The organism is Streptomyces sp. LMG1-1-1.1 (assembly GCF_040815545.1).
Taxonomy (GTDB): Bacteria; Actinomycetota; Actinomycetes; order Streptomycetales; family Streptomycetaceae; genus Streptomyces.
This window is the reverse complement of the sequence record NZ_JBFPNH010000021.1, coordinates 1-12,869: the sequence shown is the minus strand read 5'-3', so window position 1 is coordinate 12,869 and position 12,869 is coordinate 1. Positions and strand designations below refer to the sequence as shown.

Sequence of the window (12,869 nt, the reverse complement as noted above, 5' to 3'; positions counted from 1 at the left end):
GGACCGGCGGCGTGGTGTCGTGCCCTGCACGGCGATCGAATCCGGCGCTTCAAGCGGCAACGGAACCGGCCAAGTCATCGGTAGCGTTCCGCCCATGAGACTCGGAGTCCTCGACGTCGGTTCGAACACAGTGCACCTCCTGGTGGTGGACGCCCACCCCGGCGCCCGCCCCCTGCCCGCCCACTCCCACAAGGCGGAGCTCCGGCTCGCCGAGCTCCTCGACGAGCGGGGGTCGATCGCGCCCGACGGCGTCGAGCGGCTCATCGCGACCGTCCGGGACGCGCTCCACGCCGCCGAGGACAAGGGCTGCGAGGAGGTGCTGCCGTTCGCGACCTCCGCCGTCCGCGAGGCCGCCAACGCGGACGCCGTCCTCGCGCGCGTGAAGGACGAGACCGGGGTCGACCTCCAGGTCCTCACCGGCGAGGAGGAGGCCCGGCTCACGTTCCTCGCCGCCCGCCGCTGGTTCGGCTGGTCCGCCGGCAAGCTGCTCCTCCTCGACATCGGCGGCGGCTCCCTCGAAGTCGCCTACGGCATCGACGAGGACCCGGACGCGGCCGTCTCCCTGCCGCTCGGCGCCGGCCGCCTCACCGCCGGCTGGCTGCCGGGCGACCCGGCCGACAGCGCCGACGTGAAGGCGCTGCGCCGCCACGTGCGCGCCCAGATCGCCCGTACGGTCGGCGAGTTCAGCCGCTTCGGCCGCCCCGACCACATCGTCGCCACCTCCAAGACCTTCAAGCAGCTGGCCAGGATCGGCGGCGCGCCCGGCTCCGGCGAGGGCCTGTACGTCCAGCGGATCCTGTCCCGCAAGTCCCTGGAGGAGTGGGTCCCGCGCCTCGCGGGGATGACCGCCCCCGAGCGCGCGGCCCTGCCGGGCGTCTCCGAGGGCCGCGCCGGCCAGCTCCTCGCGGGCGCCCTGGTCGCCGAGGGCGCGATGGACCTGCTCGGCGTCGAGGAGCTGGAGATCTGCCCCTGGGCCCTGCGCGAGGGCGTCATCCTCCGCCGCCTCGACCACCTGCCGGAGAACTGACCCACGGACTGACCCGCGAGGCTCCCCGGCCACCTCCCCGGCCACCTCCCGGAGCACTGACCCGCAGGTCCCCGACCACCTCCCGAACCACGGACCCGCAGGGCTCCCCGACCACCTCCCCGAGCACCGACCCGCGAGGCTCCCCGGCCCCCTGCCGGACCACGGACCCGCGAGGATCCCCGGCCCGCGGACGGGGCCGGGCGTGACGTGAACCACGCCCGGCGCCCCGGCACGCCCCGTACCCTGTCCCCGTGGCAGAACCAGTGGTGCGCATCCCGGATGCGAAGGTCGCCCTGTCGACGGCCTCGGTCTATCCGGAGTCGACGGCGACGGCCTTCGAGATCGCCGCGCGCCTCGGGTACGACGGCGTCGAGGTCATGGTGTGGACCGATCCGGTCAGCCAGGACGTCGAGGCGCTGCGCCGCCTCTCCGACTACCACCAGGTCCCGATCCTGGCCGTGCACGCCCCCTGCCTCCTCATCACCCAGCGCGTCTGGTCCACCGATCCGTGGGTCAAGCTCCAGCGCGCGCAGGCGGCCGCCGAGCGGCTCGGCGCCTCCACGGTCGTCGTCCACCCGCCCTTCCGCTGGCAGCGCCAGTACGCGAAGGACTTCGTCACCGGCATCTGGCGGATGGCGGACGAGACGGACGTGCGGTTCGCCGTCGAGAACATGTACCCGTGGCGGTACAAGGACCGCGAGATGCTCGCGTACGCCCCCGAGTGGGACGTCACCAAGGACGACTACCGGCACTTCACCGTCGACCTCTCGCACACCGCGACCGCCCGTACCGACGCCCTCGCGATGATCGACCGCATGGGCGACCGGCTCGGCCACGTCCACCTCGCCGACGGCAAGGGCTCCGCGAAGGACGAGCACCTGGTCCCGGGGCGCGGCACGCAGCCCTGCGCCGAGCTCCTGGAGCGGCTCGCGCTCACCGGCTTCGACGGCCACGTCGTCATCGAGGTCAACACCCGCCGCGCGATGTCAGCCGCCGAACGCGAGGCCGACCTCGCGGAGGCCCTGGCGTTCACCCGGCTCCACCTCGCCTCCGCCCCCACCCGCCCCTCCCGGGTGCCGCGACCGTGACCGGACCGGCCCCGCGGCGGCGCGGCCGCCCCTCCCGGACCGAGGAGGAGAGCGGGCCGGGTGCGCGCGAGCGCATCCTGGAGGCGGCCCGCGCCGAGTTCGCGGAACGGGGCTACGACAAGGCCTCGGTGCGCGGCATCGCCCGGGCGGCGGGCGTGGACCCGGCGCTCGTGCACCACTACTTCGGTACGAAGGACGAGGTCTTCGCCGCCGCGATCGAGGTGTCCTTCGAGCCCGCGGCCGTCGTCCCGGCGATCGTCGCGGGCCCGCGCGACGCCCTCGGCGAGCGGCTCGCACGGTTCTTCATCGGCGTCTGGGAGAACCCGGTCAGCCGCGCCCCGCTCCTCGCGACGGTCCGCTCCGCGCTGACCCACGAGGCGGCGGCCAAGGTGCTGCGGACCTTCGTGCTCCGCCGGCTCCTGGAGCGGATCGCGGCCGAGCTCGACGTGCCGGACCCGGCCTTCCGCGCGGAGCTGGCCGCCTCCCAGATGATCGGGATCGTGATCATGCGGTACGTGATCCGGGTCGAGCCGCTGGCCTCCGCGGATCCGGAGGAGATCGTGGCCCAGGTGGCCCCGACGCTCCAGCGGTACCTGACCGAAGGCTGAACACCCGTCCCGCATTCCGGACGGCCTGTCCAGATCTTGGAGCGTCGGCGTACGCTCGAATGCAAGCACACCCATCACGAGGAGCGAGCGACGATGCCCGAGCTGAGGTCCCGCACAGTCACCCACGGACGCAACATGGCGGGCGCACGCGCCCTTATGCGCGCCTCCGGTGTACCGGGCGCGGACATCGGTCGCAAGCCGATCATCGCCGTGGCCAACTCCTTCACGGAGTTCGTCCCCGGCCACACCCACCTCCAGCCGGTCGGCCGGATCGTCTCCGACGCCATCACGGCCGCCGGCGGCATCGCCCGCGAGTTCAACACGATCGCCGTCGACGACGGCATCGCCATGGGCCACGGCGGCATGCTCTACTCGCTGCCCTCGCGCGACCTGATCGCCGACAGCGTGGAGTACATGGTCGAGGCGCACTGCGCCGACGCCCTGATCTGCATCTCCAACTGCGACAAGATCACCCCGGGCATGCTCATGGCGGCCCTGCGCCTGAACATCCCGACGGTCTTCGTCTCCGGCGGCCCGATGGAGTCCGGCCGCGCCACCCTCGTCGACGGCACGGTCCGCACCCTCGACCTGGTCGACGCGATCTCCGACGCCGTGAACCCCAAGATCTCGGACGAGGACATCGCCCGCATCGAGGAGAACGCCTGTCCGACCTGCGGGTCGTGTTCCGGCATGTTCACCGCCAACTCGATGAACTGCCTGACCGAGGCGATCGGCCTCTCCCTCCCCGGCAACGGCTCGCTGCTCGCGACCCACACCGGCCGCAAGGCGCTGTACGAAGCCGCGGCCCGCACCGTCGTCGACATCACCCGCCGGTACTACGACGAGGACGACGCCTCCGTCCTGCCGCGCTCGATCGCGACCCGCGCCGCCTTCGAGAACGCCATGGCCCTCGACATCGCCATGGGCGGCTCGACCAACACGATCCTCCACCTGCTCGCCGCCGCCCAGGAGGCCGAGCTCGACTACGGCCTGACCGACATGGACGAGGTCTCGCGCCGGGTGCCCTGCCTGGCCAAGGTCGCCCCGAACGTCGCCAAGGACCGCACGTACTACATGGAGGACGTGCACCGGGCCGGCGGCATCCCCGCCATCCTCGGCGAGCTCTACCGCGCCGGTCTGCTCAACGAGGACGTCCACTCCGTCCACTCCCGCTCCATCAAGGAGTGGCTGGACGCCTGGGACGTCCGCGGCGGCGCCGCCACCGACGAGGCCGTCGAGCTGTTCCACGCGGCCCCCGGCTGCGTCCGCTCGGCCACCGCGTTCTCCCAGTCCGAGCGCTGGGAGTCGCTCGACGTGGACGCGGCCGGCGGCTGCATCCGCGACGCGGCCCACGCGTACTCGAAGGACGGCGGCCTCGCGGTCCTGCACGGCAACCTCGCCGCCGACGGCTGCGTCGTGAAGACCGCCGGCGTCGACGAGTCGATCTGGACCTTCGAGGGCCCGGCGGTCGTCTGCGAGTCGCAGGACGAGGCCGTCGAGAAGATCCTCAACAAGCGGGTCACCGACGGCGACGTGGTCGTCATCCGGTACGAGGGCCCGCGCGGCGGCCCCGGCATGCAGGAGATGCTCTACCCGACGTCCTTCCTCAAGGGCCGCGGCCTGGGCAAGACCTGCGCGCTCGTCACCGACGGCCGCTTCTCCGGCGGCACCTCGGGCCTCTCCATCGGCCACGCCTCCCCGGAGGCCGCCTCGGGCGGCACGATCGCCCTCGTCGAGGACGGCGACCGGATCCGCATCGACATCCCGAACCGCTCGATCGAGCTCCTCGTCGACGAGGCCACCCTCGCCGCCCGCCGCGAGGCCCTGAACGGCGTCTACGAGCCGAAGAACCGCCAGCGCAAGGTGTCGGCCGCGCTCCGCGCCTACGCGGCGATGGCCACCAGCGCCGACAAGGGCGCGGTCAGGGACGTGACGAAGCTGGGCTGAGCCCGGCGTGGCACGGCAGAGCCAGAACGCACACGACGAAGGGGAGCGGGCCAGGAGCCCGCTCCCCTTCGTCGTACCTCACGCGCCGACCGCTCGCCTCACCAGGACGCGGGCTCGCGCGCGTCCACCGCGAACACGGAGCCGTCCGGAGCCGTCCCGAACACCCGGTCCCCGGCGACCAGCGGCGACGGCACCGAGGGCGCGTACCCGAGCCGGCCGTTCTGCAGCCGCGGCCGGGTCTGGCCGATGAGCGCCCCGCGCGCGGTGTCGACGGCCAGCAGCCGCCCGTCCTGCACGGAGAAGTAGAGGCGGTCGCCGGGGCCGAGGACCGGCGAGGACACGTTCCCGGCGGCCGTCACCAGGTCCCACAGCACCTTCCCCTTCTCCGCCGCGGTGTCGAAGGCGGTGAGGTGCCCGTCCGCTTCGAGCAGATGGACCACGGAGCCGCGCACGGCGACGCCCCGGAGGTCCATCCGGCTCGGCAGCGGCAGCGTGCGTACGGCTCCGCGGCCGCCGGGCCCCACGAGCACGAGCGCGTCGGCCACCCCGGTGTCGTACAGCGAGGCGAGGACCAGCGTGCCGTCGCCGGTGTGGCCCAGCGGGTCGAGGTTGCCCTCGAGCTCCCGGTGCCAGGCCACCTCGCCGGTGGCGGGGCGGATCGCGCCGACCGCCGTGTGCGTCGCGTCCCCCGACGTCTCGGACACCGTGAGGAGCCCCGAGGGCGCGTCGTACGCCGCGGGGAACGGGTTGCCGAAGCCGGCCAGGCGGTGCCGCCAGAGCACCCCGCCGCCGCTGCCGTCGACCGCCCGCATCCCGCCGACCCCGTCGGACAGGACGACGGCGGAACCGGCGGGCCAGTACGCCTCGGTCAGACCCGCGCCCGAGCTCCAGCCGGGCCTGCCGTCCTCGGCCCCGTAGGCCCGCAGGGGACCCGTGGGGGCGGCGGCCCCGATCAGCCGGCCGCCCGCGAGGAGCACGGGCGCGTCGGGGGACCCCTGCTGGATGGGGGAGGTCCGCGACCAGAGGACCTGCCCGGTCACCGGGTCGAGCCGGGCGAGCGCGACGCCCCGGGCCGTGCAGTACAGCGCGCCCGCGTCGTGGAGGCAGGCCGGAGCGGCCGTGGGGCCGAGCTCCTGGAGCCTGGTTTCCCAGCCGCTGAACACGTTGGCCACCTCGTCCGGGCGCGCGGGGCTCGCGGGTGCGCCGCCCGCCGGAGCGCTCAGCGCCGCGTACAGTCCGGCTCCGGTCAGCGCGAGCACGGCGGCGACGGCGAGCGTCGGGCGCGGCCGGATCCGCCCGCCGAGGCGCGGACCCCGGCGGCGCGGGGCGGGCACGGTCGCCCGTACCGGCGTGTCGGCGTCCCACGCGGGCGCGGGGCCGGTGTCGCCGTCCCCACCCGGCAGCGCGGGCCGCCGCCGCTGCGCCGGTATGAACGCCTCCGCCTCGTACGAGGGCGGCAGCAGCGCGGACATGATCTGGGCCGGGGTCGGCCGGTCGGCGGGGTCCTTGGCGAGGCACCGCGCGACCAGCGGCGCCAACTCCGCCGGCACGCCCGACAGATCCGGCTCGTCGTGGACGACCTGGTACGCCACGATGTACGGGCTTTCGGAGTCGAACGGGCCGTGCCCGGTCGCCGCGTGCACCAGGACCGCACCGAGCGCGAAGACGTCCGCCGCGGGACCGACCTCGCGCGGGCGCTGGAACTGCTCCGGCGCCATGAACGGCGGCGAGCCGATCAACTTGCCCGTCTCGGTGTGCAGGTCGCTGTCGACAGGTCGGGAGATGCCGAAGTCGATGACCTTCGGCCCGGTGTCGGTGAGCATGACGTTGCTGGGCTTGAGGTCCCGGTGGACGACCCCCGCCCGGTGGATGTCGCGCAGCGCCTCGGCGAGCCCCGCGGTCAGCCGGCGCAGTTCGGCCGGCGACAGCGGCCCGTTCCGCTTCACCTGGTCGGCGAGGGTCGGGCCGGGCACGTAGAGGGTCGCCATCCAGGGGCGTACGGCATCGGGGTCGGCGTCCACGACCGGCGCGGTGAAGGCTCCGCTGACCCGGCGGGCGGCCGCGACCTCCTGGCGGAAACGCGCCCGGAACTCGGGGTCCTCCGCATACCGTGCGTGCACGACCTTGACCGCGAGCCGCAGCCCCGAGGCCGACGCCGCGAGGTGTACGACGCCCATGCCGCCGGCCCCCAGACACGCCTGGAGCCGGTAGTCGCCCGCGTACTCGGACCCCTCCGCTTCCCGGCCGGAACCGGTACCGCGCAACGGCGGCATCGCCCACCCCCGTGTGATTCCCCGTCACCTCGCGCGCACGTGCGCGAACCCGACGGAGCCTAGTCCATGGGGCCCCCGATGTCGGTGGGGCTTGCTAGCCTGCGCGTCGCGGAGAGTGAAACTCCGCGGAGCGCTTTTGCGCCACCAGGGGGAGGACACCATGAGCACGCGCTACGAGGTCGCACCGGGCTACCGGGTCAACGTCCGTTCGGGCCCGAGCACCAAGTACCCGGTCGTCCGGGTGCTGCCGCTCGGCGCCACGATCGCCATCAACTGCCAGAAGTACGGCGAGTGGATCAACGGCCCCTACGGCACCACGAACATCTGGGACAACATAGCGCCGGGCGAATACGTCTCCGACGCGTACGTGCACACGGGCAGCGACGACCTGGTCGCACCGCGCTGCTCCTGAGCCCCTCCACCGTCGCCCCGGGGATAATCGACCCCGTGAGCGACGACGAGCAGACCCCCCGCACGACCGGCAAGCCCTCCGGCGGCGCGCCCTCCGGGCCGCAGCCGGAGGAGATCCGCTTCTTCGGCACGACCTGGGTCGACCACAGCGGCGGCTACGCCCTGCGCCGCGCCGGCCTCGCCGTCGGCTCGCTCGCCACCGCCGTCGCGGCCTGCTTCGTGCTGCGCTTCGCCTACGAAGGCCTGCAGATCGCCGCCGTCGGCGGCATCGTCAACACGCTCGTCGTCATCATGTTCGCCGTCTGCAGCGCCATCGCCTTCCGCAAGACCTGGGAAGGCTTCGGCCGCCGCCCCACCGACCCGGCCCGCGAAGAGTCCCTCCGCAGCCTCAAGGCCATCGGCTTCATCGGCTCCCTCCTCGCCTACTCCCTCCGCTGCCTCCTCGAAGCCCCCGGCGAAAAACTCCACCGCACCGAACACCAAACCGCCCTCACCCGCCACCAAACCCGCCGCCGCAAAAACCCCAAGCGCAAATAACCCCCCTCCACCCCAGCCAGGTTGTGGGCAACTGTTCCGCCCACCCCTCCACCCGAGCCAGGTTGTGGGCAACTGTTCCGCCCACCCCTCCACCCGAGCCAGGTTGTGGGCAACTGTTCCGCAAGGGCGGAACGGGTGGGCACAACCCCCACCGGCCCGCAGCGGGCCCCCGCACCCCGGCCCGCGCCGCCACGCCGCCACGCCGCCCCGCACGCCCACCCGTCGCTGCCCGCCGGGCCACAAGCCAACCCCAGGTCCTTGACCCCACGCACCCCCAGGCGCACTATTCATCACATGGTGAATTACCCGACGGGTGACCCCGCCACCAACGAACCCCCCACACCCCCCTCACCCCCCGCGCTCACCCCAACCGCCATCAACGCAACCGCCCTCACCGTCACCCGCGGCCCCCGCACAGTCCTCCGCGACCTCGACTTCACCATCCCCACCGCCCGCATCACCGGCCTCCTCGGCCCCTCCGGCTGCGGCAAGACCACCCTCATGCGCGCCATCGTCGGCACCCAGGCCAAAGTCGCCGGCACCCTCGACGTCCTGGGCCGCCCCGCCGGCGACCCCGCCCTCCGCTCCCGCATCGGGTACGTCACCCAGGCACCCTCGATCTACGACGACCTCACCGTCCGCCAGAACCTGGACTACTTCGCCGCCGTCCTGCTCCCCGGCCGCGCCCGGCGCCACGACCGCCGCACCGCCGTCGACCGGGCGATCACGGACGTCGACCTCACGTCGCACGCCGACTCCCTCGCCGGCCGGCTGTCCGGAGGGCAGCGGAGCAGGGTGTCGCTCGCCGTCGCCCTCCTCGGCACCCCCGAGCTCCTCGTCCTCGACGAGCCCACGGTCGGCCTCGACCCGGTCCTCCGCCGCGACCTGTGGAACCTCTTCCACCAGATCGCCGCCGACCGCGGCACCACGCTCCTCGTCTCCTCGCACGTCATGGACGAGGCGGAACGCTGCCACCGGCTTCTCCTCATGCGCGAGGGCGAGATCCTCGCCGACGACACCCCCGACAACCTCCGCCGACGCAACGACACCGCCACCGTCGAAGAGGCCTTCCTCCGCCTGGTCGACGCCGCCGCGGCCCGAGCCGCCCACGAGGAGCCCCGGTCATGAGCCCCGCCCGCACCCTCGCCACCGCCGCCCGCGTCCTGCGCCAGCTGCGCCACGACCCGCGCTCGATCGCGCTGCTCCTCCTGGTGCCGTGCCTGATGCTCTTCCTGCTCCGCTACGTGTTCGACGGAAGCCCGCAGACCTTCGACAACATCGGGGGATCCCTCCTCGGCATCTTCCCGCTCATCACGATGTTCCTGGTGACCTCCATCGCGACCCTCCGCGAACGCACCTCAGGCACCCTGGAACGCCTGCTCGCCATGCCCCTCGGCAAGTCGGACCTCATCGCCGGCTACGCCCTCGCGTTCGGGCTCCTCGCCATCGTCCAGTCCACCCTGGCCACCGGCCTCGCCGTCTGGTTCCTCGGCCTCGACGTCATCGGCTCCCCCTGGCTGCTCCTCCTGGTCGCCCTCCTCGACGCCCTCCTCGGCACCGCCCTCGGCCTCTTCGTCTCCGCCTTCGCCGCCTCCGAGTTCCAGGCCGTCCAGTTCATGCCGGCGGTGATCTTCCCCCAGCTCCTGCTCTGCGGCCTCTTCACCCCGCGCGACCAGATGGCCCCGGCCCTCGAAGCGATCTCCGACGTCCTGCCGATGTCGTACGCCGTCGACGGCATGAACGAGGTCCTCCGCCACCCCGACATCACCGGAGACTTCGTCCGCGACGTCCTCGTCGTCGCGGGCTGCGGCCTCCTCGTCCTCGGCCTCGGCGCGGCCACCCTCCGCCGCCGCACCGCGTGACCGCCCCTCGGACACCCACGCACCACCCGGCCCGGCGGTGCGAGGATGACGACACGTACCCCCTCCGGCGAGGTGAACAGAGCCATGACCCAGACCGTCGCAGTCCTCGGCACCGGCAAGATCGGTGAAGCGCTCCTCAGCGGCATGATCCGCGCAGGCTGGCGCCCCGCGAACCTCCTGGTCACCGCCCGCCGCGCCGAACGCGCCGAGGAGCTCCGCACCCGCTACGGCGTCGAGACCGTCACCAACGCCGAGGCCGCCAAGCGCGCCGACACCCTCATCCTGGCCGTCAAGCCCCAGGACATGGGACGCCTCCTCGACGAGCTCGGCCCGCACGTCGCCGCCGACCGCCTGGTCATCAGCGCCGCCGCCGGCATCCCCACCTCCTTCATCGAGGAGCGCCTGACCGCCGGCACCCCCGTCGTCCGCGTCATGCCCAACACCCCCGTCCTCGTCGACGAGGGCATGTCGGTCATCTCGGCCGGCAGCCACGCCACCCCCGGGCACCTCGCCCACACCGAGGAGATCTTCGGCGGCGTCGGCAAGACCCTCCGCGTCCCCGAGTCCCAGCAGGACGCCGCCACCGCCCTCTCCGGCTCGGGCCCGGCCTACTTCTACTTCCTCGTCGAGGCCATGACCGACGCCGGCATCCTCCTCGGCCTGCCCCGCGCCCAGGCCCACGACCTCATCGTCCAGGCCGCCATCGGCGCCGCCGTGATGCTCCGCGACAGCGGCGAACACCCGGTCAAGCTCCGCGAAGCCGTGACCTCCCCGGCCGGCACCACGATCAGCGCCATTCGCGAGCTGGAGAACCACGGCGTCCGCGCCGCCCTCATCGCCGCCCTCGAAGCCGCCCGCGACCGCAGCCGCGAACTCGCCTCCGGCAACAGCTGACCTACGCGGCCGAGACCGCCCCCTTCACCACGTCCTCCGTGGTCACGACCCGGGCGAACCGCCCACCGTGCAGCGACACCGCCGTCGCCCGGGTCAGCTCCTCCGCCGTCTGCGCCCAGCCGAACGGCCCGGCCAGGTCGAAGGTGTGCATCGCGTCCAGCGGGAACAGCACGTCGTACCCGAGGTTCCCGCCCATCCGAGCCGTCGTCTCGTTGCACATGTTCGTCTGGATCCCGACGATCACGATCTGCCCGGCCCCCACGCCCTTCAGCCACGCGTCCAGGTCCGGCTCCCCGTAGAACGCCGAGTTCACGCTCTTCGTGACCAGCACCTCAGGACCGGCCCCCTTCCCCCGCCGCTCCTCCACGACGTCCTTGAACTCGTTCCCCTCGGTCCCCGTCCGCAACGGCGAACCCTTCTGCGACGAGTCGTGCCGTACGAAGACGACCGGCCGCCCCGTCTCCTGCCACACGTCGATCAGGGCCGCGATGTTCCGCTCGGCATCCGGGTTGTCCCGACGCCCCCAGAACTCCTGCTCGAAGCCCTTCTGTACGTCGATGACCACCAGCGCCGCGTTCTCGTTGATCTCCATGACCCCGATCCTTCCGCCGTCACGCCCCCACTCCCAGAGGGTCGAATGACAGCGATCGATGGTTTACTGCCAAGTGTGCCGCCACCCCCCACGCCCCGCCCCCAGCGCGTCGCCCTCCTCACCTTCCCCGGCGTCCGCGCCTTCGACATCTCCGTCATCACCGAGGTCTGGGACAGCGACCGCACTCTCCGCGGCGTCCCGCCCTTCGAACTCCGCCGGTCCGCCGCCGACCCGCACACCCCCATCCCCCTGCGCGGCGGACTCACCCTCACCCCCGACCGCGCGCTCGACTGGCTCGACGACCTCACCCCCACCGACCTGGTCGTCGTCCCCGGCATCGAGGACCCCGACGCCGACCTCCCCGCCCCCGTCCTCGACGCCCTCCGCCGCGCCCACACCGCAGGCATCCCCGTCGCCTCGCTCTGCGCCGGCGCCTTCGTCCTCGCCCGCGCCGGCCTCCTCGACGGCCGCCGCGCCGTCACCCACTGGCACCTGGCCCGGACCCTCGCCGCCCGCCACCCCGCGGTCCAGGTCGAACCCGACGCCCTCTTCGTCGAGGACTCCGGCATCTGGACCTCGGCCGGCACCGCCGCCGGCATCGATCTCTGCCTCCACCTGGTCCGCACCGCCCACGGAGCCGAAGCGGCCGCAGCCATCGCCCGCTCCATGGTCACCGCGCCCTTCCGCACCGGCACCCAGGCCCAGTTCATCGAGCACCCCACCCCCCGCGCCGACCGCGACGCCGACGCCCTCGCCGACGTCCGCGCCCACGCCCTCGCGCACCTCGCCGAACCCCACACCGTCGCGAGCCTCGCCGCCCGCGCCGGCATGTCCCCCCGCTCCTTCGCCCGCCACTTCCAGGCCACCACCGGAACCACCCCCCTGCACTGGCTCATCACCCAGCGCGTCGCCGCCGCCCAGAAACTCCTCGAACGCACCGACCACCCCCTCCCCGAGGTCGCCCGCCGCGCGGGCTTCGGCAGCGAGATCACGATGCGCCAGCACTTCGCCTCGCACCTCGCCACCAGCCCCCGCGACTACCGCCACGCGTTCCGGCACCCCGCGGACACCAGCCCGACCGCCCGATAGGCCAGACCCAGAGGTCGAGCCATCCCCGGGCCCGCTCGACCGCTCCTGGCCCGGGGTTGACACGGGATTCCCAGATCCGTAGTGTTCTCCGAGTTGTCCGACGTGAGCACCGACTCCGGTCGGCCCCGGACAGCCATTCCGCAAGATCCTCAGAAGCTGACGACGCTTTGCCGCGCCGTCTCGCTTTCCGTGTGTTTTTGCGAAATGAGGAATCCGCGTTCGAAGGTCTGAGCGCAGCCGCCCGATTAGCGTCGGGGGCAGGAAATCCGCTAAAGTCTCACTCGTCGGAACGGCCCAACAGCCGGAAAGACAATTCCCGCTGACTGGGAATCAGACGCCGAAAGGATCTGATAGAGTCGGAAACGAAGGAAGCGCCCGGAGGGCCTGGGAACAGGAACGAAGGAAGCGTCCGCACCTTGAGAACTCAACAGCGTGCCAAAAATCAACGCCAGATTAGTTGATACCCCGTCCATCTTCGGATGGCGAGGTTCCTTTGAAAGTCCTGCCGGCCCTTGTGGCGGGTAGGCAACATACACAGCGA

Annotated in this window: 12 protein-coding genes; 10 read left to right on the top strand and 2 right to left on the bottom strand. The window is 72.7% G+C overall.

All coding sequences use genetic code 11. The features are described 5' to 3' along the window. Positions 1–94: 94 nt before the first annotated feature. The 4 genes from MRBLMG1_RS10710 (at position 95) to ilvD (ending at position 4,670) form a co-directional block, all read left to right on the top strand. Complete coding sequence (locus MRBLMG1_RS10710; protein WP_367823081.1) at positions 95–1,027, top strand: Ppx/GppA family phosphatase; 933 nt, start codon at positions 95–97, stop codon at positions 1,025–1,027. Between the two features lie 251 nt (positions 1,028–1,278). Beyond that, positions 1,279–2,115 (top strand): sugar phosphate isomerase/epimerase family protein, encoded by an 837-nt coding sequence (locus MRBLMG1_RS10705; protein ID WP_367823080.1) that lies wholly within the window; start codon positions 1,279–1,281, stop codon positions 2,113–2,115. After that, positions 2,112–2,723, top strand: coding sequence for a TetR family transcriptional regulator (locus MRBLMG1_RS10700; RefSeq protein WP_367823078.1), 612 nt, complete (start codon positions 2,112–2,114; stop codon positions 2,721–2,723). The genes MRBLMG1_RS10705 and MRBLMG1_RS10700 overlap by 4 nt, the downstream gene beginning before the upstream one ends. A gap of 93 nt (positions 2,724–2,816) precedes the next feature. Beyond that, a complete protein-coding gene (ilvD, locus tag MRBLMG1_RS10695) occupies positions 2,817–4,670 on the top strand; it encodes a dihydroxy-acid dehydratase (RefSeq protein ID WP_367823076.1) in 1,854 nt (617 codons plus the stop codon). Between the two features lie 98 nt (positions 4,671–4,768). Here ilvD and MRBLMG1_RS10690 read toward each other — a convergent pair whose 3' ends face one another. After that, positions 4,769–6,943 (bottom strand): protein kinase domain-containing protein, encoded by a 2,175-nt coding sequence (locus MRBLMG1_RS10690; protein ID WP_367823074.1) that lies wholly within the window; start codon positions 6,941–6,943, stop codon positions 4,769–4,771. A gap of 115 nt (positions 6,944–7,058) precedes the next feature. Between MRBLMG1_RS10690 and MRBLMG1_RS10685 the strand changes: the two genes are divergently transcribed. The 5 genes from MRBLMG1_RS10685 to proC all read left to right on the top strand — a co-directional run bounded on the left by MRBLMG1_RS10685 (position 7,059) and on the right by proC (position 10,647). After that, positions 7,059–7,355, top strand: coding sequence for an SH3 domain-containing protein (locus tag MRBLMG1_RS10685; RefSeq protein WP_367823073.1), 297 nt, complete (start codon positions 7,059–7,061; stop codon positions 7,353–7,355). A 35-nt stretch (positions 7,356–7,390) separates the two neighbouring features. After that, a complete protein-coding gene (locus MRBLMG1_RS10680; RefSeq protein WP_367823071.1) occupies positions 7,391–7,891 on the top strand; it encodes a hypothetical protein in 501 nt (166 codons plus the stop codon). 294 nt (positions 7,892–8,185) lie between these two features. Next, a complete protein-coding gene (locus tag MRBLMG1_RS10675) occupies positions 8,186–9,019 on the top strand; it encodes an ABC transporter ATP-binding protein (RefSeq protein ID WP_367823069.1) in 834 nt (277 codons plus the stop codon). Then, on the top strand, positions 9,016–9,753 hold the full coding sequence (locus MRBLMG1_RS10670) for an ABC transporter permease (protein ID WP_367823067.1): 738 nt from the start codon (positions 9,016–9,018) through the stop codon (positions 9,751–9,753). The genes MRBLMG1_RS10675 and MRBLMG1_RS10670 overlap by 4 nt, the downstream gene beginning before the upstream one ends. A gap of 84 nt (positions 9,754–9,837) precedes the next feature. Further along, positions 9,838–10,647 (top strand): pyrroline-5-carboxylate reductase, encoded by an 810-nt coding sequence (gene proC / locus MRBLMG1_RS10665; protein WP_367823065.1) that lies wholly within the window; start codon positions 9,838–9,840, stop codon positions 10,645–10,647. 1 nt (position 10,648) lies between these two features. Here proC and MRBLMG1_RS10660 read toward each other — a convergent pair whose 3' ends face one another. Beyond that, positions 10,649–11,239: a cysteine hydrolase family protein gene (locus MRBLMG1_RS10660; RefSeq protein ID WP_367823063.1), complete on the bottom strand. Its 591-nt coding sequence runs from the start codon at positions 11,237–11,239 to the stop codon at positions 10,649–10,651. A 45-nt stretch (positions 11,240–11,284) separates the two neighbouring features. Here MRBLMG1_RS10660 and MRBLMG1_RS10655 point away from each other — a divergent pair, with 45 nt between their 5' ends. Beyond that, entirely contained in the window at positions 11,285–12,328 is a 1,044-nt protein-coding gene (locus MRBLMG1_RS10655) for a GlxA family transcriptional regulator (RefSeq protein ID WP_367823061.1), read from the top strand. Positions 12,329–12,869 lie beyond the last annotated feature (541 nt).